This is a genomic window from Streptomyces sp. NPDC090106, assembly GCF_044747265.1.
Taxonomy (GTDB): Bacteria; Actinomycetota; Actinomycetes; order Streptomycetales; family Streptomycetaceae; genus Streptomyces.
The window spans coordinates 21,739-44,906 of sequence record NZ_JBIVDS010000031.1; the positions used below are offsets into that span (position 1 = coordinate 21,739).

Here is a 23,168-nt window from a genome sequence, read left to right on the forward strand (position 1 = left end):
GTGACCGGCCTATTCGTCGGGAAGGTCTACGTAGATGCCTCCGTCAACGACGGTGACCGGATAGGTCCGCAGGTCGGTTGTCGCCGGCAGACACATCGCTTTGCCCGTCCGGACGTCGAAACGCGCCATGTGCCAAGCGCACTCGACTTCACACCCCTCGACATAGCCCTCGGCCAGGGAGGACTGTCCGTGGCTGCAGGTGTCGTCGATCGCGTAGAACTCCCCTTCGACCCTGAACACCGCGATCACGGGGAGCGTGTCCGCCTTGAATCCTTCGTCCTCGGGTACATCGCCGACTTCGCAGACCTTGGTCAATCCCATGGACGGTCCTCCTGGTCCGGCTGTCAGTGCTTGCCTGGTGTGTGTTCGCGTCGGCGCGCATGGCCCCACAGGTCGCCCCTGGCGTAGTGGGCGGTGGTCCACGTCGTGTCGTCGACCGGACGGCCGTCCCAGCCGTACTCGACTTCGCACGATGAAGGGGATTTGACATAGAACGACACGACATGGTCGTTGCTGTGCTTGCCCAGCGTGGCCCGCAGCTCGATTCCGTTGGCCAGGACCCTGTCCAGAGCCATCCCCACGGTGTCCAGGTCATCGACTTCGAGCATGAAGTGGTGCAGGCCGGCTTCACCGGGGGCGCGTCCGACGGCCAGGCTGTGATGCCGTGGGTTCACATGGAGGAAGGTGAGGGAGTTCGGTCCGGTACCCAGGGAGTCGCTGACCCGGAACCCCAGTGTCCGCTGGTAGAAGTCGAGCTCCGCCTCCTTGTCCGGCACTCCGATGACGATGTGGCCCAGGCCCTGTTCGGCGGTTCGGAAACGTGCACCGCGGGGGGACACGAACCGTTCGGTCTCCACCAGAGGGCCGTAGAAGATCTCCACCTGGTTGCCAGCGGGGTCGGTGGTACGCACGAGCCCTGCGACCCGCCGCTCCTGTGCGAGGTCGGCGTCGTAGGCGAACTTCACGCCGGCCGTCGCGAGGTCCTCGGCGGCCTCCTCCAGGTCCTCTTCTCCGGAGACCTCCCAGCCGACGTAGCTCAAGGCCCCCTCCCCAGGCGTGATCGCTATACGCCAGGACCGCTCGTCGCAGCGCAGGAGGAGTTGCTCCGGGGTCGTGCCTTCAGCGACCTGCAGTCCGAAGACATCCGTCGCGAACGACCGCCATTCGTCGAGGTCGGGAGCGGCCAGTCCCAGGTAGCCGAGGCTACGGATTTTGGTCCGCCGTATCGTGGTGGGCTTGGGGTTCAATTCAGCAGTCATCGACTTCCTCTGAATCGTCGGCTTTCGGCAAACGGAACTCAGGACGTGGAAGGCATGCGCGCCTCACTGCGGCGACGTTCGGCCGCTACCCGCTGCCGTTTCGTCTCGACAATGTCCGACCAGGGCATTCCGGACATCATGTCCATCCAGTGCTCGTACAGCCCCCGCGGCCCCATCTCGGCGAAGATGTGCGGTGCCGTTTTTCCGGGGAAACCGTTCACGTCGTAGTCACCGGCACCGAGATGCTGCATGTAGACGAGCTGGTTCTGGCGGGCGACATAGCCGCGCAGGATCCGCTGCTCCTCCACCCAGTTCTCCGCATCGTCCTGTTCGAGCATGCCTCCCGGACTGAAGGTGCGGAGAACCTCTTTGCGGATCTCGTCCTTCACCTCGGGAGGTGCGGCGACCGGGACAAAGGTCCAGGACCACACCTCCATCTCTTCCGGTCCGCGGGGATGGGTCACCCGCATGGTGCCGTTCCCGAGCATGCTGAAATTCGGGAAGATGTTGGCGTGCGCGGCCACAGCCACCGCCCGCACGGGCCCTACGCGACTGACCGCTTCGGGGCGCATTTCGCGCCGCCACTTCTGTTCGAGAGGCCCACTGGGCTGGAAGGACGTGTTGAGCCAGCCACCGCCGTGACCGTAGGGAGCGCTGAACTGAGTTCCGAACGGGAAGCCGTCGAACGTGTTGGAATCGTGGTCGGCTAGCTTGTCGCCACCCTCCTCGACTATTTCGTGCCCTAGGACCTGGAACGCGGACGCGTGGGTGATTTCGCCGTGGTAGGCGTCACCGCTGGGCTGCTCCGCGTTGAACTTCCAGTTGCAAGGCATCACCCACTTGTGAAGCGCCACCGCTTCGACGCCGCCCTCATAGCGACCGTGGTAGGCGTCGAAGTACCACGCCATGTCACCGAGATACTCCTCGAACGGAGGTGCGGTGGGGTCCCAGTTGCCGAAGATGAAGCCTTTGTAGTTGGCCATCATCGGGACCTGCCGAGGCCCCAGCCGACTCGTGTCGAGTCCTTGCGGATAAGCCTCCTCCTGGTGCGGGACATGCGTCAGGCTGCCGGCCGTGTCGTAGGTCCAGCCATGGAACGAGCACATGAACGCCTTGGTGTTCCCACGGTCCACGCGGCAGATCCGCATGCCCCGGTGCCGGCACTGGTTGAGGAACGCCTTGACCGAGCCGTCTCGCTGGCGCACCACGACGACCGGGTCCTCACCCATGTACACCTGGATGAAGTCACCGGCCTTCGGAATCATGGAATCGTGCGCGAGGAAGAGCCAGGAACGGGCGAACACCTGCTCCAGTTCTGCCTGGTAGATCTCGGAGCTGTGGAATATTTCGCCCCGTATCAGACCTTGCTCGATATCGACGAGCTGTGAGACATCCGGAGTCGTCACCTTGCCTCCAAATCTCGGGCTGTGCGTGTGGATTCAGACAGCCGTGAGGGCTGTCAGTGCCGATTTGAGTGAGGCGCGAGAAGGAGATACTCGATCTATCGGCAGGATGATCGAGACGGCGTCATCAATTCGCCGCTACTAGATCTCATCGCGTTGCCTGACGGACCAGCAAGTTCCTTGTGCCGTCCACCGGAACGAACTGCGCGGCGGGAGGAGAGCGGGTCGGACGGAACGTCCGGTGAGGCTGACCGCGGCGGCCTTTGGGTGGGCCTATTGACCCACCGATCTGCCTGGGACGAGGGAAACGTCTATCAGTTGCTGGGGATCGACCGGAGCTCCGGAGGCGATGAGCTTGCTCGCGATGCGGACGTGCTTGGGGAAGTTGACCGCCAGCGCACCGCTCAGCCGACCGTTGCGGTGGAAGAGCGCGCAGAGCCGCCCCGAGTCCAGCTCACCGCTGACCACGATGTTGTCGTCCGGGGACGGATGGCCCGACATCTGGAGGTTGAGGTCGTACTGGTCCGACCAGAACCAGGGCACATCGGTGAAAGGCGCGGCGCTGCCCAGCATGGAATGAGAGGCGTGCACGGCCTGGTTCTGCGCGTTCTGCCAGTGTTCAAGGCGCACGTTTCGGCCTAGGGCCAGACTGGGACCGAAAGCGACATCGCCCGCGGCGTACACCTGTGGGACCGAGGTCTGGCAGAACTCGTCGACCACGACGCCGTCACCCGTCGCGAGGCCAGCTTCCTGAGCCAGTTCCATGTTCGGGACCAGCCCGATGCCGACCACGACGCAATCCGCCTCGAACCGCTGGCCGTCGCTGGTTACGACAGCGCGGGCAGCACGGTCGCCTTCGATGCGGGTCACCACCGTGCCGGTGCGCAGGTCGACCCCGCGTGACCGATGGTAGGCGGCGTAGCGGGTGCCGATATGCCTGCCCAGCATCCGCTCCAGGGGGACTTCGCCGGCCTCGAGGAGTGTGACCGAGCAGCCCGCCTCCGCTGCGGAGGCGGCGACCTCAGTACCGATGAATCCCGCTCCGACGACGACGATCGACGCGTCCGCCCTGAGATGTTCACGAATCGCGAGGGCGTCGGCGAGTGTCCGCAGGTAGTGGACACCCGCCAGGTTGGCTCCTGGAACGGCCAGCCGCCGTGTTCTGCCCCCTGTGCAGAGCAGGACCTTGTCCACGCGCAGCCGAGTGCCGTCGTCCAGCACGAGCCGCCGTTCGCCGGGGGAGAGCCGGGTGACCCGTGTGCTCAGGACGAGTTCGATGTCGTCCGCTGCCCAGGCGTCATGAGGTTTGAGCAGTAGTTCCTCGGCTTCCACGGTGCCTTGAAGAATGCCCTTCGACAACGGTGGACGCTCATAGGGCGGTTCGGGTTCGTCGCCGATGAGGAACAGGTTGCCGTCGAAGCCTGCCGCGCGCAGGGCTTCAGCGGCCCGTCCACCGGCGAGGTTGGCGCCGACGATCGCGTATGTCTCTCTGGACGCCACGTCGGGGTCCCTTCCGTTCTGTGCTGGAGCGGCCAGCGGTACGGTGCGGGCCGTGAGCCGGGCTTTGCGGAACGTGCGGGGTTGTCACTCAAGGGCTCCGCTTGCCCCGGCCGCTGTCACTTCGACGTTCGGGGCGTGGCTCTGATCGAGGTCGGTGTTCTTGATGAGCAGGCTGACCAGCGCGACCGCGAGTCCGATGACCGCGCAGAAGAACCACACATGGCCGTAGTTCTCCTCGGCTGGGAACGGTGTGCCCGGAACCGAGGAGGCGACGAGGATGGTGGTGATGATCGCGGGGACGAGGGCCACGATGCCGGCCGCCACTGCATTGGCCGAACCCGTCAGCATTCCCGCCTCACCGGCCCGGGTCGCCCTCAGGAACGTCGAGTAACTTGCGGTGTAGGTGAGGCACCAGCCCGAGCCCATGACCACGCCCTGGAGCAGGACCTGCCAGGGCTGCCCGTAGGTGCCTGTCGCGAACCAGAAGAAGAACACTGACATCAGCAGCCCGCCGAGAGCGGCTGTGTAGCGTTGGCCGATCGCGCGGATGATGGGCGCGGTGACGGCGCCGCCGAAGGCGACGATGACTCCTTGCGGGACCAGGTAGAGCCCTGCGGTGAGCACTGTGCCGCTCAGCCCGTATCCAGCCACGCTCTCCGGTGTCTGCACGTATTGGCTGATCAACAGGCATCCTGCATTGGCCGGAGCGGCAATCAGGCCCGCGGCCACGAACGCTGGCCAGATCTCGCGACGGCCGACGACCTTCAGATCGATGAGCGGATGCGTGGCGTGGAGCTCCCACCAGTACCAGAGGGCCGCGAGAAGAACACCGGCCCCCAGGACGCCCAGGGTGGCAGGCGATGCCCACCCCCATGTGGTGGCCTCCTTGCAGCCCAGGACGATCAGCCCGAGTGAGAGCGCGATGAGCAAGGCCCCGAGGTAGTCGACCTTGACCCGGGTGCGGAGCGGACTGTCGGGGATGAGGAGCCAGACCAGCAGGAGCACGAAGGCGGCGATCGCCGTCATGATCCACAGAACTGTCCGAGCGCTGCCGCCGAATTCGACGATCAAGCCACCGAGGAGGAATGACAGGACGATGCCTGCTCCCACGGCGCCGGTCATCATCGCGTTGTACCGGTCAAGGATCCGTGCCGAGGTGCTCCGCAGCCTGAGCAGGGCGTAGAAGAGGGGGCCCGCTGCGGAGAAACCGACCACGGTCCGGCCGATGAGGAAGGGGACGGGGCTGCTGGAGAGCGCGCAGATCAGATCGCCTGCGACCACGAGCGAGACGCTCAGGAGAAGCAGCCTCCGGATGCCGAACATGTCGCCCAGTCGGCACGAGATGGGCAGTGAGGCGGCGAAGGCGATACCGGTGACCGACAGGGACAGCGCTGCCTCGGTGCTGGTCATCGATGCCATGCGCTGCAACTCGCCGAGCAGTGGAATTACCGCGAGCAGCTGGGTGTCGGCCGACAGCACCAGCAGTGTCCCGACGAATGCGATGACCAGGGGTTCGGGGAGCCCCAGTCGGCCAAGACGTCTGTCGACCTGACTCGATGTCGCTGTACGAACCGGGCGGGCGATGGATGGGTGATCACTAACCATCTCGTCGAACTCCTGCCGTCGGAGGGGTAGGACCAGCGCTTCGGGCAGGAAGGTAGCCAGCGTCGCATCACCTGGCCTAGCAGTGTGTTCCACCGGGCGGCACGCGCCACGGGCAGGTGATTTCCGCCGGCCCGCCCAAGCCTCAGTTGTCTCACCCGACGTGGTGCCGGAGTGGAGAACTGAGCGCCAAGTGAGGTTGCAGCGCCCGCAGGTGTCCGCAGTGGGTGCCCCGCCTTGCGAGGCGTGGCAGGTTTGCAGACCTTTGGCTCCCGGCTTGGGAACCATCTAACTCCGAGGCATGTCGGGACCGTTGCGGCCAGATCACGGCTGGCTTAAGCTCAGGTCGTCCTTGAACCGTGGGGGTGACCGCGGGATGACTAGTCGGTATTCGGACTCGCTGTCTGGCCGGGTCGATCGGTGGCCCGATGGGATCGAGCTGACGCTGTGCGGGGGTGGTCTTGAGCAGGCTGACCGCCATGGCGGCTGAGCAGGAAATCGGGTCCGCAGTTGCCCGAACTATCGCTTCAAGTACGGCTGCTGGTAAGGCGCTGGTCGTACTCAATTCGTTCACGGCGTCGTGCGTCGGCTACGGCGTCAGTGAGCTGGCAAGTCGTTCCGGACTTCCCAAGTCGACGGCATTTCGTTTGCTTGCTCTGCTGGTGGAGCACGGCTATGTGTTGAGGATCGGCGACCGGTATTTTCTGGCTGATCGAATGTTTGCGCTAGGAAACCAAGTGGGAGCGTGCCGTCCAGACGGTCTACGGGACCGTGCGATTCCCTACATGGTCGACCTGCATGCCGAGACGCGCGAAACCGTCCATTTGGCCATACTGCACAACACTGAGGTGTTGTACATCGAAAAGATCTTCGGTCACACGAGCACGGCGTGCGATACGAGCGTCGGTGGGCGGCGTCCCTTGCATAGTACGGCGCTGGGTAAAGTGCTGTTGGCGTATGCGGAGCGGGATACTGTCGCGGCCCTGTTCTCCAAACCGCTGGAGCGTTTCACCTGTTACACGGTATTCGAGGCCGGTCGCTTGGATGCCGCCCTTCGACGCGTGCGCGAGGATGAGGTGGCAACTGACTTCGAGGAGGGGCAACTTGGACTCTCGTGCATTGCCATGCCGGTACGCGATCCGGCTACTGGCGGGGTCATCGCCGCGATGTCGATGACGTCGACGACCTTGCGCGGTGACGTGCGGCGTTTCTCCAGCCGATTGCGTCGGGTGACCTCAGCTCTGTCGGCCCATCTGACACCACGAACGGCCGTTTGAATGGCTCAGCGGTGCTTCAGTGCACGCTGGGAAGTCCGATCTCGTGATCTGTGATGTCCGGAGTGGAGTGCTCGGGAGCGAACTCGTCCGATCTCGCGATGTGACGCGCCTGGCGCTCGGCTGCCGAGCCGCGAGCCGAGTGGCCAGATCACGTCATCAACAGTCGGCTTCACGCCGATGCTGCAGAGAGAGCACGGCCGACTGGATCACACCCTCCTGACGAGCTGATCGGCGTCTCCTTCGCTGGTGGGCGCCTCGGATGTGGGCGCAGCAGATGCCCGCCTGCTGCCACGTGGCCGTCGGACGCGAGGTTCGGATGCTCGGGGTACTGAAGCGCGGGAGCGCCGGTACAGCAGGAAGCTGATCACGATGCCCACGGCGAAGATGCTGACGGACCACCAGTAGGCGCTGCTGTAGCCGTTCAGAGCGGCATGCGCCAGGACCTGGGGGTCATCGGGATTTCTCCCGGCGAGATAGTTCTTGGTCGTATCGGCATACACACTGGTGAGGAGGGCCGTTCCTACGGAACCACCGATCTGCTGGCAGGTGTTCACCAGAGCGGAGGCGACGCCGGTGTCGGCCGCTTCGACTCCGAAGGTCGCCAGGCTCGTGGACGGAGTGACGATGAACGCCAGACCGAGGCCGGAAATCACCAACGCTGGCAGGACGTGCGTGGCGTAGGCACTGTCCAGCCCGAGCTGGGTGAGCAGGATCAGGCCGCCGATGGAAGCGGCCATGCCGAGCGGCACGATCACCTTTGGCCCGAAGCGGGGCAGAGCCGTGGTGGCCAGAGTCGAACCCACCAGGATGCCGGCGACCATGGGCATGAAGGCCAGACCGGTACTGATGGGGCTGTACCCCAGAGTCTGCTGTAGGTAGTAGGTGAGGAACAGGAAGATCCCGAACATACCGGCGCCCGAGATGAGCCTCGCCAGGAACGAAGCAGCGCGGTTGCGGTCGAGGAGGATGCGTAGCGGCAGCAGCGGGTGTTGCGTGCGGGTCTGCCACCACACGAATGCGGTGAGCAGGAGTGCTGAGGCGATCAGGATCCCCCAGGTCGTGGGCGAGTCCCAGCCCTCGGATTCCGCCTGGGACAGGCCGTAGACCAGGCCGAAGAGCCCGGCGCATACCAGCACGGTGCCCAGCACGTCGAGCTTGGCTTTGGTTCTGCGGCCTGCGCGTTCCAGAAGGAACGCGCCTCCCGCCAGGGCGCCCGCGGCCAGGAAGAGATTGACGTACATCGTCCAGCGCCAGCTGGCGTACTCGGTCAGGAGCCCGCCCAGGAGCAGGCCCAGTGCGCCGCCGCCTGCGGCCACGGCACCGAAGATCCCAAAAGCCTTGTTGCGTTCCTCGGGGTCAGTGAAGGTGACCGTCAGCAGAGACAAGGTGGTGGGTGCGAGCAAGGCACCGAACAGACCTTGTCCGACCCTTGCCGCCACCAGGAGCTCGAAGTTGGGTGCCGCACCTCCGATCGCGGACGCGATGGCGAAACCGGCCAGGCCGATGAGGAAGGTCACTCGGCGGCCGAACAGGTCGGCGATCCTGCCGCCCAGGAGCAGCAGGCTCCCGAAGGTTAGTGCGTAGCCCGTGACGATCCACTGCCGACTGGTGTCGGAGAAGCCGAGGTCGGCCTGAGCAGATGGTAGTGCGATGTTCACGATTGTCGCGTCCAAGACCACCATGAGCTGTGCGGTGGCGGCGATCGCCAGGACGGCCCACCGGCGCCGCGCGTTCGCGGTTGTCGGGGGTTCGCCGACCGAGCTTTCTTCGGCAGACTTGCTGAGCATAGGGAGTGTCCTTTTGCGTACACTTCATATGGAATTGGGGGACAGTTGTCAGAGCATCCGTGGGTGCGCCGCCGACTTGGTGCCTTGAGAACGGCGCACCCACCCGGGCCTGGAACGGCAAGAGGGCCGGGCAGCCCCGCAGCTGCCCGGTCCCCGCTCTTCATCGGCTACACGTCGGCCTTGCGAAGGATTTCGTTGACCTTCTCCCAGTAGCTGTAGTGCTGGTTGAACTCGTCCTTGGTGAGGGCCATCTGGTGCATGCCCAGGAACTGGGATCCACCCATGCGCCGGCACTGGTCGATGATCTTCTCCGCCACGGTGGTGGGAGACCCGATGATGAACTCGTCGTTGAAGTCCGCCACGTCCTCGAACTTCGGGGTCTCCGCCTTGCTGTGGTCGGGAAGGTGGCTCTCCTCCGGGCTGCGTTGCGGTGCGGCAGCGTCCTTCACGCCCGACTTCAGTACCGGCGCCATCGCGTTGTCCCCGAGCACGGACTTCAGGCGCTCGTTCACCGGGACGAAGCTCGCCTCCAGCCGCGCCAGGGACACGGGGTTGACCCTCTCGAAGAGCTCCTTTGCCTCTTCGTCGGTCTCACCGAGGAGAACGCTGCGGCGGATTCCGAAGTCGTCGGGCGTCGTCTCGTACCCGATCTTGTCGGCTTCCTCGCGGTAGGCGTCGAAGGCCTTGGTCGCGTTCTCGACGGACTGGGCACCCGTGCACACGCGGTAGCCCAGCTGCGCCGCGAGTCGGCAGGTGCCGGCGCTGTAGACGGTCATCCACTTGCGGCGCCGGCCAACGTCCTTGAGTCGCGGCAGCACGGGCAGCTGCTTGTAGTTGAAGTACTCGCCCTCGAAGTCGACGGTCGGCTGCTTGGCGGCGACGTCGAGGTACTTCAGGAACTCCTGGAAGCGGGGCCGGACTTCGGACTGCGGGATGTCCAGGAAGAGGAACTCCGACGGGACACCACTGGCCACGCCGATTTCCAGGCGCCCTTCGGTGATGTAGTCGAGCATCCCGAGCTCCTCGGTCATCCTCCAGGGCTCGTGGAATCCCAGGACGCTGCCCATGACGCCGAGCTTGAGGTTCCGGGTCCGCGGTGCGGACGCCGCGATGAGCAGGTGCGGTGACGGGGACAGGGTGCTGATGAAGTGGTGCTCGCTGAAGAACACTCCTTCGAAGCCCAGGTCCTCACAGCGCGCGACGTGCTCCAGAGTGTCGTCGAAAGCTCGCTGGACGACCTTCTCGTCCGTGTAGTCCACGATGTCCGGGCCGAGAGGGATGTTGAATTCGAACGCCCAGGTCTTGATCATGTAGTGCTCCTCGGTGAAGCGCGCCTGCCGGCGCTTGTGCGGCGGTGCCGAGCCCGTGGCCGGGCCGGTGTGAGGTGTGGTTCAGAACCCGAAGGGTCCGGGCTGGGCCCGGCTCCGGAAGCCATCGATCGCATCGCGTGTGGCTGCCCAGGGGTCGGTCTCCAGCGACAGCTCGCCCGTGTGGCCGGCGACGAGCATTGCGCGGCCGGTGGAGGTGAACGGCTCCCAGCGCGGGAGATCCGCGCCGTTGGGGTCGCCGGTCCGGGCGAAGTTCGCCCAGTACGAGGACATGCGGTCCGCCAGGTCCTGCTTGGCGGGGGACAGCGGACCGGCTGATACGGCGGAGGCTTCGAGACTGTCGAAGAAGAAGGGGATGTCCGAGGTGTGCGGGGAGTGGATGCGCCCCTCGCGGTTCGTCCCTTGGAAGGTGAAGTACAGGAAGTGCACCGGGGCGCCGCCAGCTTCTGCCTTGGCCATGGCCTGGCCCCAGCTGAAGCTGTTGTAAGACCACTGCGACGCGATGAGCTGGCCGATGTAGGCGTTGTCCAGGCCCGGATAAGCCTCACCGAACACGGCGATGAGCTCGACTGCGTCCTCGTTCGACAGGCCGGTCAACTGCGCTGTCTGCGCCAGCAGGATGTTGTCGTCGATCGGTTCGACCGCGGCCCCCCACGAAGCGATCTCGGTCTCGGTGGTCGACACGATCAACGGGATGTCGTGCTGCAGTGCAGAAACGGGGCTGAACGCGGGCGCAGGCAGGTTGCGGCCGTCGACCACGGGCGTGTAGCCGATCATCGGGGGAAGCACCGAGTTGCTGATGTTGAGGATGTGATCCCAGGACATCTCCTGCAATTGGGCCGCGCTCGTGGCGCCCAGCGCGCCGACCACGAGTTCTGCGCGCTCGGCCGCGACAGCCTGGGGGATGGGCGGCGGGAACTCAGCCCCGCTACTGCAGGCCGCTCGGTGGACGAGGCCTTGAGCCGCGGGCATCCCGAGCAGGGTGGAGACCTTGGAGCCGCCGCCGGACTGGCCGAAGCACATGACCTGGTCGGGGTCCCCGCCGAAATTGGCGATGTTCGACTTGACCCAATCCAGAGCGGCGATGCAGTCGAGCATGCCGACGTTGCCGCTGTCGGCGTAGAGCTCGCCGAAGAGGTCGCCGAGGTAGAGGAACCCGAAGATTCCGAGCCGATGCGTCACTGAGACGACCACGACGTCCTGCTTTTTGGCCAGGTTGCTGCCGTCGTAGGCGGCGCCGTTGCCGGAGCCGGCGAAGTAGCCTCCGCCGTGGAACCACACCATGACCGGCCGCGGTCCCGACTCCGGTTCGGACGATGGCGTGTAGACGTTGAGCCGGAGACAGTCCTCGCCGACTGGGCCTTGCTGTGCCAGCGCGCTCTCCTCGGGCATGGGGGCCATGACCGGGGTGGGCTGCGGGGGGAGGGGGCCGTATTCGATGCACTCCTTCACCCCGCTCCAGGCGGATGGAGCCTTGGGTGGCAGCCAGCGGTTGGTGCCGCCGGTGTCCGCGCCGTAGGGGACGCCGAGGAATACGTCGACTCCTGCGCGTTCGAGGCCGCTGACGTTTCCGTGACTGGTCTTGCGAACAGGGCCTGAGGCTGCGCCGGCCGCCCTTTCCTGCTCTGTTTTGAACCCTTCGGTGCCTTGCACGGGGTGTTCTCCATTCTGGGTCGTCGGCAGCGGTGACTGGGGAGGGACAAGTCGTGCGAGCGCGGCGTTGGGATGCGGACCCGGGCTGCGTGGGGAAACTGAGGCATAGGGGACGGCAGCGTCACGGCGCCGTGCTGGGGGTGCAGGACTGCTGGCGTGGCCGCTACCGGGGAGCGGGGTATCCGCCGCGCAGGAAGATCAGTGGATGGTCGGACGACTGCGACTGCATGGAACGCACCTTGCCGACGACCAGGTAGTGGTCACCCAGCTCGACCGCCATGTCCAGCTCGCAGTCGATCCAGGCGATCACGTCGTCCAGGACGGGAGCCCCGCTGAACTCCGCGGGTGAGTGGCTCAGTCCCTGGAACTTGTCGCCGCCGCTTCGTGCGAACCGAGCCGCTATATCGGTCTGGTTGTGGGCGAGGACGTTCACGCAGAAGTGCCCGGATTGACGGATGAGCGGCCAGCTCGTCGACGTGACGGTGGGGAAGAACCCGACCAGCGGAGGGTCGAGGGAGATCGAAGTGAACGAACCGATCGCCAACCCGACGGGTTGGCCGTCGGCGCCGGTGGCGGTCACCACGACGACGCTGGTCGGCACGTTCGCCAACACGCTCCTGTACAAGGCGGCTTCGCTCAGTGCCGGACTGGCCATCTCGTTGTTTCCCCTCATGGTGCACCTCGCATGTTGATCACCGTTCAGGTGCGGCGTCGGATCTGAACGTCGCCAACGTACGAATATCTGAAATGCATGTCAATATTTGAAGCGAGGATCGATGCTAATCTCAGCAACGTGGTGAAGTCAGATGTGAAGGGCACGGGCCCTGTGACGCTGCAGACAGTGGAGCGGGCCTTCTCGTTCTTGGAGGCCGTCGCTTCATCCGAAGAGCAGATGACGGTCCGGGATGTGGCGCAGCGACTTGGGCTCAACATCACCACCGCGTATCACCTGTTCAACACGCTGACGGCCGCCGGTTACGTCACCCGGCGAAGCGACCTGACCCTGCACATCGGGCCCAAGGCCGCGCTCCTGTATGACGGTTACCTTCGCGGGGTTTCCCCTCAGGAGCACATGAACGACGTTGCTCAGGGCCTCGCGGCCGCCACGCGTGAGACGGCCTGGGTCGCGACCCTCATCAACGGATCGGTCGTCGTGACCGCCTACACGGAAGGCCCGCAGGCCGTCCGTGCGAGCGGGCAGTACATCGGGCTCAGCGGTGACGAGCACGTACGGTCGGCAGGGCAGGCGGTGCTCGCCTACTTGGGCGACGACCGCCGTGAACAGGTGCTGTCCCGATCGCTGGCCGACCTCGACCCTGCCGAAGCGGTCGGCGTCCGAGCGGAACTGAGCAAGACCCTCTCCGTCGTGCGTGAGCGTGGCTGGGCGATCGACGACGAGACCTATGTGGCTGGCGCCGTGGGTATCGCGGCCCCCTACTTCGCAGGTCTTGAGAACGTCGCCGGAGCCGTAGGTATCTGGGCGCCGGCGATGCGGGCGCACGACAACCTGGACGCGCTCGTCAAGCAGGCGGTTCAGGCGGCGATGAAGGCTTCGGGGATCTTCGGCACCTGATCGCGGGTGCTATCTGCAATGCAACGCATCCATCAAGGTGGCGTTGCTGGCCGGTGATCCCTGACCGGCCTGTGGGGGTCACGTTCGCGGCCCTTCCTCGCGTGCTGAGCAGGCTGCTCCTTGAGTGCCCCTTGCTGCCCAGTGTCGGATCTCCGACCTTGGCCTCCGGCTTGTGCTGACCCTTTTGATGGTGTCGATTGATGCCGATGTGCCGCCCTGCCTGCACGTCTTCGCGCGACGGCCTAGGGTGTCTCAACGACTGGGCGCTTCATTATGTGCACCCTCTTTCATTATTTGAACAATCCTGTTAACCTCCCCTCACGGCCGATGGGGCATCTGTCGGCGATCACCTGCCGGGATTCCTTCCGCCAAGTGAGCAGATCGGTACCACGAGGTGCAGCCGTCATGGCGGCACGCCGTGATCACGGCCAGGTCATGGGTCTGTGAGGGTCGACCGCCCCCGCGTCACGTCCTGATGGCGTGGTCGCGAGCGACGGAGGCTGGGAGCCAACCTTGATATCTGACATCACCACCCGGGTGTACGAGGCCCGTGCGCAGCGTGTTCTCTTTGGTGCAGGCCACGCTTCGGAAGCACTGCGCGGAGAGTTGCAACTCATCGGTTCTCAGCGGATCTTGCTGGTTGCCGGGCAGGCCGAAGTCGAACATGCCGCCCTGATCACGGCGGGTCTCCCCGTGGTGGCCACGTTCACTGATGTGCGCCAGCACGTACCGGCGGAGTCGGCCACGCAAGCGCGCCTCATGGCGCGTGAGGCGCACGCCGACGTCGTCGTCTGCGTTGGTGGAGGTTCCACGACGGGCACGGCGAAAGTCGTGGCGCTGACCGAGAAGCTGCCCATCGTCGCAGTCCCGACGACCTATGCCGGCTCCGAAGCCACAGACGTATGGGGCCTGACGCACAACGAGCGGAAGACGAACGGGTCGGATCCCGTGGTCCTGCCGCGCTCCGTCATCTACGACGCCGAGCTCACGGTCACCCTGCCGCCTCGGCTGTCGGTTACCTCGGGCCTCAACGCGCTCGCGCACTGCGTCGACGCTCTGTGGGGACCGTCGCCCAGCGCGCCGGCGACCGGTCTGGCGACCGAGGGAATCCGCCTGCTGCGTCAGGCACTTCCTGCTGTACTGGCGGACGGCGGCGATCTCTTGGCCCGAGCTGAGGCGCAGGAGGCTACCTATGTGGCGGCCTCGGCGTTTGCCTCTGCTGGATCAGGTCTGCACCACAAAATCTGCCATGTGCTTGGCGGGGCTTTCGGGCTGGATCACGCCGCGATGCACGCTGTACTGCTGCCGCACGTGGTGGGCTTCAATGCTCCTGCGGCCGACCAGGCCGCTTCACGAATCGCCGCGGCTCTCGCGCCGTCGTCCAAGGGCACCGCCCTGGAGCTGTTGCTGGACTTCTACGACGAGATTGACGCCCCGCGCAGTCTCGGAGCCCTCGGGCTGAAGGCCACCGATGTCGGGCAGGCAGCGGAGCTTGCCCTGGCCAAGGTTCCCCAGGGGAACCCGCGGCCTGTCCGGGAAGACCAGTTGCGCGACCTCATCGGGAGAGCCCAGGCCGGTGAGGCCCCCGTCGAAGTCGCCTACGACACAGCAAAGGAAACGAGCCGATGATCGACAGTACTTCCGGTGCCAGGGCGGAACTTGAGCAGGCCCGGCGTGAGCAGGAACTCACCGATCTGGTGGTGGCTAGCTTCGGGCTCACTGGTGACGCCCGCTTGCGGCAGGTGCTTCAGTCGGCGACCCGACACCTGCATGCCTTCATCCGCGAGGTCCGTCTCACGGAAGGGGAATGGAACAACGGGATCCAGTTCCTCACCGAGGCCGGGCACATCACTGACGAACACCGTCAGGAGTTCATCCTGCTCTCCGATGTGTTCGGTGCTTCCATGCAGACGATCGCTGTGAACAACCGGGCTCATGGGAATGCGACTGAGGCCACCGTCTTCGGGCCCTTCCACACAGAGGATGCGCCGTACATCGAGTTCGGCGGTGACATCGCTGGAGGTGCGGTCGGCGAGCCGTGCTGGGTGGAGGGAACGGTCACCGACCTTGAAGGATCGCCGATCGGCGGGGCCCGGATTGAGGTCTGGGAGGCTGACGCGGACGGCTACTACGACGTCCAGTACAACGACGAGAGGGTTGCGGGCCGCGCCTGGTTCGAAACCGATGCCGACGGCCGCTATGCATTCTGGGGGGTGACCCCCACCCCCTATCCGATCCCGCACGATGGTCCTGTCGGCCGCATGCTGGAGAGAGCCGGTCGCTCGCCGTATCGAGCGGCGCACCTCCACTTCATGGTGACTGCCAAGGAGATGCGCACCCTGGTCACACACATTTTCGTTGAGGGCGATCCGCAGCTTGAGATCGGCGACTCCGTCTTCGGTGTCAAGGACTCACTCATCAAGCGTTTTGAGCGCCAGTCCGCCCAGACGCCGACGCCTGATGGGAGGGACCTTGCCGGCGGCACCTGGAGCCGGTCGAAGTTCGACATCATGCTTGCGCCTGCCTCGTGACGAGGGACGGCATCCTCAACAGGTGATGACGTCCAGGGCGGCGGTGACCTGACCGTACAGCTTGGCTTAATAGCTTGCCGCCCGGCCGAAGTCCGAGAACTCCGGCCGGGCGGCATGGAACGGCTAGTTGGGCGAGCCGGGAAGGAACGACGGCATCACCGGCGGTTCCTTCTCCCAGGCGAGAGCTGTCTCCTCAGCGAAGTCCGCCATGCTGCGGGGGCGATGTCCCAGAAGGCCCGTGAGCCGTGCGACCTCATCCTCGGTCGCTCGGAGCGCGCCCGTGTGGTAGTGGTCGAACTGCCTGCGAATCGAGTGCCCCAGCAGGTTCTCGGCGCCGGAGCCGAAGCCGTTCTCGATCATGTCGAGCGGGAATGCTGCGTAGTTCACCGCGGTGCCGAGCGCTTCACTCCAGATGCCAGCGATCTGCTCGCCGGTGAGGTTGTCCGGCCCGCAGACCGTGTACACCTGGCCGTAGGCGTCCGGGTTGCCGAGCGACACCACGACGGCGTCGGCGACGTCGCGCAGATCGACGCGTGCGACACCCGCGTCGCCGAAGGGGCCCGGGTAGGTTCCCTGGGCGATCACAGCGCCGAAGCCGAGATCGTTCTGCATGAAGGTCGACGGACGGAGGCTGGTGTACGGCTTGTCGCCGTCGGCCAGTGCCCACTCTGTGATGAGCTTCGGCGCGACCGTCGGGACCGTCCGCATCTCTTCCAGGGCCTGGCCGCCGATGTAGACGATCTGCTGCAGTCGCGAGCTGTGCTGCGCCGCCTCGACGGTGTACAGATTGCCGACGAGCTCGAGCTCGCCGGTGCCGATGAGGACCAGGGCGTCGTACTCGGCCAGCGTGGCCTTCATGAAGGCGAAGTCGGTCATGGAGCCTTCGACGGCGTCCACTGCGGGGGAGATCGCCTTGGCTTTCGCCGCGGAGCGAGTCAGCAACGACACCTCGTGTCCGGCTTCCACTAGTGCCGGGACCAACACCGAACCGATGCCGCCGGTGGCGCAGGTGGCCAAGACCTTCATATCTGAGTTCCTTCCTAGGGTGCCTGACGGGGAGGTAAATGCACCCGGGCATCGATACTTCCTCGGAGAAGGAGCTCCGGGCCGACGCCACGCCTCTTGAGCGGTGCCGTCCTCGCATGCTGAGCGAGGATTCTGTACTCCCTCGGGGCGGCCACGACGATGGTCGCTCGCCGGCTGCCGGCCGCACCGGAGGAGTCGGGGCGTATCCATCCGCTCACTTGAAGTGTGGAGCCGTCCCACCCAGTATATGGTGCATGATTTTGAGTGTACACGATAATGTGTTTCACATTGCTGACGGGGTCATCCGCTGATCTTCACCGGGGTCGTGCCCGAAACGCTGTCGCGGGCGTTCCGGCAGGTGATCGTCTCGTGGAGCCGTCGAGCACCGTTGCGGGCCCGGGTGGTGTCCGCCATGCGCCGTCACGGGGGGAGTGTTCGAACGCGGCGAGGGCTCAGCAGCGTCTGAGGCTGATGAATGTGAGATCAGATGGAACAGACCGCAATGATTCTCGTGGTGGACGACGAACCCAATATGCGGGAGCTGCTGTCAGAGGCCCTGCGGATGTCCGGATTCGACGTCGTTGCCGCTGAGTCGGGCCACGAGGCCGTGAAGGTCGCTGAAGCCGCCCTGCCGGCTTTGGTCGTGCTGGACGTGATGCTCCCGGACCTCAGCGGCCTCGAGGTTGCCCGGCGTATGAGGGAACGGTCGCCGGACCTTCCGATCGTGTTTCTCACGGCTCGCGACGCGGTCGGCGACCGGATCGCAGGGCTTGCCGCGGGCGGCGACGACTATGTGACCAAGCCCTTCAGCCTGCAGGAGTTGGTCCTGCGGATCCGAGCGATCCTGCGCCGAGCGAGCGCGATGCCGATCGAGGGCGTCCAGCAGCTGAAGTTCGCGGACCTTGAGCTCGACCTCCAAGCGCATGAAGTGCGGCGCTCCGGGAGGCTGATCGACTTGTCGCCCACGGAGTTTCGGCTCCTGCACTACTTCCTGGAGAACGCAGGGCGTGTGGTGAGCAGGTCACAGATTCTGGATCAGGTGTGGAAGTACGACTTCTCGGGCGACAGCCGGATCGTGGAGACCTACGTCTATTACCTGCGGAAGAAGATCGAGTCCGACGAACCAGAGCTGATCCATACAGTGCGCGGAATCGGCTACTGCCTCCGGGCCACGCGGTGAGGTGGCCACTGAGGTCACGGCTGTTGCTGGTCGCCGTACTCTTGTCTGCGGTGAGCGTGGTGGCAGTGGGAGGAACCGCGTTCATGCTGCTCCGCACCTATCTCGTGCAACAGGTCGATGACCGACTGGGAGACGGCGTGAAGAGGGCTGCAGCAGTCACACCTGAACGAATGGGAAGGCTTCAGTCCGTGCTGGCGGCGCTGGAACCTGGTGATCTGCCCGGGATGAGCGACGAGGACTTCCAGCTCTTTGTGTACGGACCAACCGGAAGCGTTCGGCTGCTGCCCCTGGGGCCTGTCCGGCTCGGTCCCACGCTTCCGAGCCGGACAGGCTTGACGGCGCACGCAGGAGGCGCCCCCTTCACCGTTGAGGGACGGCCCGGCGAAGCATCCTGGCGGATCCAGGTGTACCGGCCCTCGCACGGGGGCGTGGTCGTGGGGTCGGCTTCGCTGGACGGAGTTGACAGTGTTCTTCGACGCGTCCTGCTTGCCGATGCGGCGGTCATGGCTCTCGCACTGGTGTCGCTCGGCTTGTTGGCGCGAACGCTCATCGACATCGGACTTCGGCCCTTGGCGAGGATGGAGGCGACGGCCGACGAGATCGCGGCAGGTGACTACACCCAACGCGTCATGGATACCGACTTACGAACGGAGCCTGGAAGGCTCGGTACTGCGATCAACGCGATGCTGGACCGGATCGAGCGCGAAGTCAGCGCTCGGCAGGCCTCCGAACGGAATATGCGCCGCTTCCTCGCCGACGCTTCTCATGAGCTACGCACCCCGCTGACGTCCATCAGGGGTTTCGCTGAGCTCGCCAGCTGGGGAGGCGGCGCACGCAAGGCTCTCGACCGGGTCACAGCCGAGGCGGCTCGGATGAGCTTCCTGGTCGACGACCTGCTCCTGCTGGCTCGCCTGGACGAGTCCCGCCCGCTGGACCACCAGCCGGTGGACCTGTTACAGCTCGCGGCCGAACTTGTGCGCGACACTCATCTGCAACATCCCCGTCGGACCATGGTGCTGGCCAGCTGCGATCCCGACAAAGCCCTCTTCGAATCGGTGACGATACGGGGAGACAAACTGAGGCTGCGTCAGGTTCTGGTGAATCTCTTGTCGAACGCGGTGCGCTACACGCCTGACGAGGCCTCCATCACCGTTCGGGTCGGTTTGCAGCCGGGCGGAACAGCGATCGTCGAAGTCGCGGACACCGGTCCGGGGGTGGCAGCTGAAGACGCTCCATACGTGTTCGAGCGCTTCTTCCGGGCCGCCTCTTACCGGAGTCTCGAGGGCAGTGGACTGGGCCTGGCGATTGCACGGGCGATCGTCATCGCGCATCAAGGCCAGATCGAGTTGTCGCCTACCCCAGGAGGAGGCGCGACGTTTCGCGTGATGCTCCCGACTCTCAGCATTCTCTGACACTGAGCTGACTGACTCCTGAACAGCGGCCAACAGGATCCCCTTCCACCGAATCTCAACGGAAGGACCAAGCGATGAAGCTGATCCATATGGTGGCCGGGGCCGCGCTGGCTGTCGCGGTGACGGCGGGGTGTAGCGGCACTGACGAAGCCGGTTCGGATTCAGCGTCGGCGTCCAGTGGTGCGCCTGGTCCGAGCCTCAGCGGCGCGCCCACCAATGCCGCGGAGACCAAGGCACTCAGCCAGTGCCTGCGCGACAAGGGGTTGGAGGTGCCCGACGTCGACCCCGACACCGGAATGCCGGACCAGTCCGCGATGCAGGGCATGGATCAGGCGAAGCTGCAGGAAGCCGTGCAGGACTGTCGGGAGAAGATCTCGAAGGGGAACGGGGCAACGAGCGAGCCCACCACCCTCGACGCCGAGACCAGGGCCACCATGGTCAAGTTCGCCAAGTGCATGCGGGACGCCGGCCTCGACTTCGAGGACCCGGGTCCCAACGGCTTCAACTCCAGCACCTTCGACCAGAGCGATCCGGCGTTCACGGAAGCGGCACAAGCCTGTATGAAGAAGTACCCCGTCACCGACTTGGGTATCAGCCAGTGAGAGGGTGACCCATCAGCGCGGACCTGCTGTGGTCGCGCATGGCACAGGCTGGCGGGGAGCAGCCGCTGGGGGCGGTCACGTACCGCTCTGCGGTTGAACTCAGGCTGCTCCCACACCGGCCGCTGACGCCCGCCTGTACGCCATCCGGACAGGCGCTGAAGCCGTATTCTGAGGATGTGAAGTCTGACTGCGACTGAGGCGTGACCGGTGAAGCCGCAATCAGGACATGATGACGGGCAGCAGGATCTCGTCGACGAAACGGTGGGCGAGCTCGCGGTCGGTGAACGCGCCGTCATCGACGAGTGGACGGAACACCAAGCAGCCCAGGACAAGGCCGGGCAGCAGGCCCAGCACCGGTGGGATCCGGGTGAGTTCACCCCGAACCACTGCACGTTCGATGAGTTGTTGCATGCGGGCTGTCTGAGGTTCGAACAGGGAATCACGCACCGCAGCAGTCAATTTGGCGTCGACCAGAGCAGCATGGGCGACCCCGGCAACGAGCAGCGTGTCTTGCTCGATGTCAGCGACGATGTGCTCGCACAGCTCGCGCAGATCACCGCGGAGCGTTCCGGTGTCGATCTCTGTGCCATGCCAGGGTTTCACCTCGCGCAGGCCTGTCGCGACCAGCTGTGCCTTGTCGCTCCACAAGCGGTACAGGGTGCCCTTGCTGCATCGGGCCCGTGCGGCCACTGCGTCCATGGTCAGTGCCTCATACCCCACCTCCCGAAGCACGTCGACCGCCACGCTGGCGATCTCTACCCTGCGTGCCTGCGTCACCCGCGGCCTCAAGGCCGGCGTGTCGCCCATTTCTTGCACCCCTGTCAGGAAACCAATTCGTACCGTACCGAACCGTACCTGTTCGTGCGGGCCTACGAGGGGTCGATGAAAGAGGAGAGGCCGGGTGCTGGGCGCACCCGGCCTCTCCGTATGGTGCAGGGGGCCGTCTCAGGTGGTCTGAGCTCGGGTCATCCGCTGCATGTCACTGAGACTCCGGCAGAACGGGGCCCGCGGCCGCTACACCGCGTCGGTAGAGAAGCACGGTGACGAGGAAGCCTGCGGCGAACAGCCCGGCGACCCAGGCGAAGACCGTCGTGTAGGAGTCCACGGAGGCGCGCGCGAGGGCGAGCGGGTCGGCCATGGGGTCCTTGCCGGCCAGGTTGTCCTGCATGGCCGTCGTGAAGAGTGTCGTCAGGAGGGCGGTGCCGAGGGAGCCGCCGATCTGGTTCGCGGTGTTCACCGCGGCGGAGGCTGCACCGGAATCGTCATTGTCGACTCCGGTGACGCCCAGTCCCATGGCCGGGGCGACGATGAATCCCAGACCGAAGCCCGTCACGATCAGCGGTACGACGACGCTGGAGGCGTAGGTGCTTTCGATGTCGAGGGTGGTGAGAAGCATGACTCCGATCGTGCTGATCGCCATGCCGACGGGCACGATGAATTTCGGAGAGATGCGCGGCAGCAGTATCGCGGTGGAAATTACGGAACCTACGACCAGGCCGGCGACCATCGGCAGGAATGCCACACCGCTGCGGATGGGGCTGAACTGGAGGTTCTGCTGGAGGAAGTAGGACATGAACAGGAAAACGCCGAACATGCCCACGCCGTTGACGAGCGTCGCCAGGTAGGACGCGCTGCGGTTGCGGTCGAGGAGGACGCGCAGGGGAAGCAGCGGGTGCGGTGCGCGCGTCTGCCAGACCACGAACAAGGTGACGAGCACGACACCGCCCACCATGTAACCCCAGCTGTAGAGGGATCCCCAGCCGTGGGAGGTGACGTTGGACAGACCATAGACGAGTCCGAACAGGCCGGTGCAGACGAGTGCGGTGCCCAGGATGTCCAGTTTCGCTCCGGCATCCCGGGGGATCTTGACCAGCAGGGCCACACCGGCGAAGAAGGTGATGACGGCGAGAACGACATTGGTGTAGGGCACCCAGCGCCAGCTCATGTTCTCGGTGAGGACACCGCCCAGGAGCAGGCCGATGGCGCTGCCGCCGGCGGAGATGGCTCCGAAGAGGCCGAGCGCCTTGCTGCGCTCTTTGACGTCAGTGAACGTCACGGAAACGATCGCCAGTGTGATGGGAGCGAGCAGCGCCGCGAACGCTCCCTCCGCTACGCGGGCCGTGACCAGGACCGCGAAGTTCGGTGCGGCGCCGGCTATCGCGGATGCGATACCGAATCCGGCGACTCCGGTCAGGAAGGTCACCTTGCGGCCGAAGAGGTCGCCGATGCGGCCGCCGAGGAGCAGGAGGCTTCCGAACGCGAGGGTGTAGGCGGAGACGATCCATCCTCGGGCACCGTCTGAGAAGCCGAGGTCGGCCTGCGCGGAGGGCAAGGCGATGTTCATCATCGTCGTGTCGAGCACGACCAGCAGTTGCCCGATGATGACGACGGCGAGTATCCACCAGCGGCGCGATGATTGCCCTGCGAGATGAGCGGGCGTGCTGTGGGCACCCTGCTCGACCAACGGAGAAGACATCCCGTTTCCTCTCATGAGATGCGGTGCGGTGAGGGTGGCGCCAAATGGGCCCTGTGTCTGAGAGCCAGTGCGCGGGACCGTCATCGGACCGGGGTGCCGCTGCGTGTCGACTTGGCGCAAGTCAGACGTTCTTAGGCCTTACGCGTGCCTGCCGCGGTGTGAGGTTTTCGAACGGAGCCCCCGCTCATGACGGGCACCCTCGGGTCGGTACGGGTTCGTACCGTACGAGACCGTACTGCATGCGTTCGGATATGCACCCCGTCGTGCAAGAGATATTCGCCGGCAGGGTTCACCCGATCGATTTGAAGTGTTTTGCCGCAAGACGGGATCTGACCGGGGGCGAGAGGCTGGCGAGCCGCGGGTCTCCTCGCGGGAGGGCGAGGCAGGATCCGCTAAGGCGTGACGGCGATCTGTTGGCGCGGAGCGGAGCGGAGCACGACGGTTTCGCTGAGTAGCGGAGGCTAAGAGGTCCTAACAGAAGCCGTTGATCATGTGACTTTCGGCTTGGGTGGTCGTTGGTCTGGTCGTGGGGAAGAGGGAGTCGCGGCCGTGGATCGTC

General features: G+C 65.2%; 19 protein-coding genes. 7 read left to right on the top strand and 12 right to left on the bottom strand.

The window, feature by feature from the left end:
• Window positions 1-9: 9 nt before the first annotated feature.
• The 5 genes from ACIPSE_RS46160 to ACIPSE_RS46180 form a co-directional block, all read right to left on the bottom strand.
• Window positions 10-321, bottom strand: a complete 312-nt coding sequence (locus ACIPSE_RS46160) for a bifunctional 3-phenylpropionate/cinnamic acid dioxygenase ferredoxin subunit (protein ID WP_401675998.1) — start codon at window positions 319-321, stop codon at window positions 10-12.
• A 23-nt stretch (window positions 322-344) separates the two neighbouring features.
• The gene (locus ACIPSE_RS46165) at window positions 345-1,247 is read right to left on the bottom strand and encodes a VOC family protein (protein ID WP_401676000.1); all 903 of its coding nucleotides are present in this window, start codon (window positions 1,245-1,247) and stop codon (window positions 345-347) included.
• 50 nt (window positions 1,248-1,297) lie between these two features.
• Entirely contained in the window at window positions 1,298-2,665 is a 1,368-nt protein-coding gene (locus tag ACIPSE_RS46170; RefSeq protein ID WP_401676002.1) for an aromatic ring-hydroxylating dioxygenase subunit alpha, read from the bottom strand.
• A gap of 270 nt (window positions 2,666-2,935) precedes the next feature.
• Window positions 2,936-4,162: an NAD(P)/FAD-dependent oxidoreductase gene (locus tag ACIPSE_RS46175; protein WP_401676004.1), complete on the bottom strand. Its 1,227-nt coding sequence runs from the start codon at window positions 4,160-4,162 to the stop codon at window positions 2,936-2,938.
• An 84-nt stretch (window positions 4,163-4,246) separates the two neighbouring features.
• Window positions 4,247-5,767 (bottom strand): MFS transporter, encoded by a 1,521-nt coding sequence (locus ACIPSE_RS46180; RefSeq protein ID WP_401676006.1) that lies wholly within the window; start codon window positions 5,765-5,767, stop codon window positions 4,247-4,249.
• Between the two features lie 476 nt (window positions 5,768-6,243).
• On the opposite strand from ACIPSE_RS46180, the gene ACIPSE_RS46185 reads away from it, so the two are divergent.
• Window positions 6,244-7,041 (top strand): IclR family transcriptional regulator, encoded by a 798-nt coding sequence (locus ACIPSE_RS46185; RefSeq protein ID WP_401676008.1) that lies wholly within the window; start codon window positions 6,244-6,246, stop codon window positions 7,039-7,041.
• 206 nt (window positions 7,042-7,247) lie between these two features.
• Here ACIPSE_RS46185 and ACIPSE_RS46190 read toward each other — a convergent pair whose 3' ends face one another.
• The 4 genes from ACIPSE_RS46190 to ACIPSE_RS46205 all read right to left on the bottom strand — a co-directional run bounded on the left by ACIPSE_RS46190 (window position 7,248) and on the right by ACIPSE_RS46205 (window position 12,410).
• Window positions 7,248-8,828 (bottom strand): MFS transporter, encoded by a 1,581-nt coding sequence (locus tag ACIPSE_RS46190; RefSeq protein WP_401676010.1) that lies wholly within the window; start codon window positions 8,826-8,828, stop codon window positions 7,248-7,250.
• A 167-nt stretch (window positions 8,829-8,995) separates the two neighbouring features.
• Entirely contained in the window at window positions 8,996-10,138 is a 1,143-nt protein-coding gene (locus ACIPSE_RS46195; protein ID WP_401676012.1) for an LLM class flavin-dependent oxidoreductase, read from the bottom strand.
• 81 nt (window positions 10,139-10,219) lie between these two features.
• Complete coding sequence (locus tag ACIPSE_RS46200; protein ID WP_401676014.1) at window positions 10,220-11,809, bottom strand: carboxylesterase/lipase family protein; 1,590 nt, start codon at window positions 11,807-11,809, stop codon at window positions 10,220-10,222.
• A 163-nt stretch (window positions 11,810-11,972) separates the two neighbouring features.
• Entirely contained in the window at window positions 11,973-12,410 is a 438-nt protein-coding gene (locus ACIPSE_RS46205; RefSeq protein ID WP_401676016.1) for a flavin reductase family protein, read from the bottom strand.
• 192 nt (window positions 12,411-12,602) lie between these two features.
• On the opposite strand from ACIPSE_RS46205, the gene ACIPSE_RS46210 reads away from it, so the two are divergent.
• The 3 genes from ACIPSE_RS46210 (at window position 12,603) to ACIPSE_RS46220 (ending at window position 15,913) form a co-directional block, all read left to right on the top strand.
• The gene (locus tag ACIPSE_RS46210) at window positions 12,603-13,382 is read left to right on the top strand and encodes an IclR family transcriptional regulator (protein WP_401676018.1); all 780 of its coding nucleotides are present in this window, start codon (window positions 12,603-12,605) and stop codon (window positions 13,380-13,382) included.
• A 513-nt stretch (window positions 13,383-13,895) separates the two neighbouring features.
• Entirely contained in the window at window positions 13,896-15,011 is a 1,116-nt protein-coding gene (locus ACIPSE_RS46215) for a maleylacetate reductase (RefSeq protein ID WP_401676020.1), read from the top strand.
• A complete protein-coding gene (locus tag ACIPSE_RS46220; protein WP_401676022.1) occupies window positions 15,008-15,913 on the top strand; it encodes a dioxygenase in 906 nt (301 codons plus the stop codon). Before ACIPSE_RS46215 ends, ACIPSE_RS46220 begins: the two co-directional genes overlap by 4 nt.
• A 123-nt stretch (window positions 15,914-16,036) precedes the next feature.
• Here the strand turns inward: ACIPSE_RS46220 and ACIPSE_RS46225 are convergent, their stop codons facing one another.
• Entirely contained in the window at window positions 16,037-16,939 is a 903-nt protein-coding gene (locus ACIPSE_RS46225) for an SDR family oxidoreductase (protein ID WP_401676024.1), read from the bottom strand.
• A gap of 487 nt (window positions 16,940-17,426) precedes the next feature.
• Between ACIPSE_RS46225 and ACIPSE_RS46230 the strand changes: the two genes are divergently transcribed.
• The 3 genes from ACIPSE_RS46230 to ACIPSE_RS46240 all read left to right on the top strand — a co-directional run bounded on the left by ACIPSE_RS46230 (window position 17,427) and on the right by ACIPSE_RS46240 (window position 20,133).
• On the top strand, window positions 17,427-18,119 hold the full coding sequence (locus ACIPSE_RS46230; protein WP_401676026.1) for a response regulator transcription factor: 693 nt from the start codon (window positions 17,427-17,429) through the stop codon (window positions 18,117-18,119).
• A gap of 50 nt (window positions 18,120-18,169) precedes the next feature.
• Window positions 18,170-19,531, top strand: a complete 1,362-nt coding sequence (locus ACIPSE_RS46235; RefSeq protein ID WP_401676028.1) for a sensor histidine kinase — start codon at window positions 18,170-18,172, stop codon at window positions 19,529-19,531.
• Between the two features lie 74 nt (window positions 19,532-19,605).
• Entirely contained in the window at window positions 19,606-20,133 is a 528-nt protein-coding gene (locus tag ACIPSE_RS46240) for a hypothetical protein (protein WP_401676030.1), read from the top strand.
• A 219-nt stretch (window positions 20,134-20,352) separates the two neighbouring features.
• On the opposite strand, the gene ACIPSE_RS46245 is transcribed toward ACIPSE_RS46240, so the two are convergent.
• On the bottom strand, window positions 20,353-20,940 hold the full coding sequence (locus ACIPSE_RS46245; protein ID WP_401676032.1) for a TetR/AcrR family transcriptional regulator: 588 nt from the start codon (window positions 20,938-20,940) through the stop codon (window positions 20,353-20,355).
• 172 nt (window positions 20,941-21,112) lie between these two features.
• Complete coding sequence (locus ACIPSE_RS46250) at window positions 21,113-22,597, bottom strand: MFS transporter (RefSeq protein ID WP_401676034.1); 1,485 nt, start codon at window positions 22,595-22,597, stop codon at window positions 21,113-21,115.
• Between the last annotated feature and the right edge of the window lie 571 nt (window positions 22,598-23,168).

What these genes read in the sequence shown, in the direction of transcription:
- ACIPSE_RS46185 (WP_401676008.1), top strand. Translation starts at nt 6,244, where the DNA reads ATGGCGGCTGAGCAGGAAATCGGGTCCGCAGTTGCCCGAACTATCGCT.
- ACIPSE_RS46240 (WP_401676030.1), top strand. Translation starts at nt 19,606, where the DNA reads ATGAAGCTGATCCATATGGTGGCCGGGGCCGCGCTGGCTGTCGCGGTG.
- ACIPSE_RS46245 (WP_401676032.1), bottom strand. Translation starts at nt 20,940, where the DNA reads ATGGGCGACACGCCGGCCTTGAGGCCGCGGGTGACGCAGGCACGCAGG.
- ACIPSE_RS46190 (WP_401676010.1), bottom strand. Translation starts at nt 8,828, where the DNA reads ATGCTCAGCAAGTCTGCCGAAGAAAGCTCGGTCGGCGAACCCCCGACA.
- ACIPSE_RS46160 (WP_401675998.1), bottom strand. Translation starts at nt 321, where the DNA reads ATGGGATTGACCAAGGTCTGCGAAGTCGGCGATGTACCCGAGGACGAA.
- ACIPSE_RS46230 (WP_401676026.1), top strand. Translation starts at nt 17,427, where the DNA reads ATGGAACAGACCGCAATGATTCTCGTGGTGGACGACGAACCCAATATG.
- ACIPSE_RS46220 (WP_401676022.1), top strand. Translation starts at nt 15,008, where the DNA reads ATGATCGACAGTACTTCCGGTGCCAGGGCGGAACTTGAGCAGGCCCGG.
- ACIPSE_RS46195 (WP_401676012.1), bottom strand. Translation starts at nt 10,138, where the DNA reads ATGATCAAGACCTGGGCGTTCGAATTCAACATCCCTCTCGGCCCGGAC.
- ACIPSE_RS46225 (WP_401676024.1), bottom strand. Translation starts at nt 16,939, where the DNA reads ATGAAGGTCTTGGCCACCTGCGCCACCGGCGGCATCGGTTCGGTGTTG.
- ACIPSE_RS46180 (WP_401676006.1), bottom strand. Translation starts at nt 5,767, where the DNA reads ATGGTTAGTGATCACCCATCCATCGCCCGCCCGGTTCGTACAGCGACA.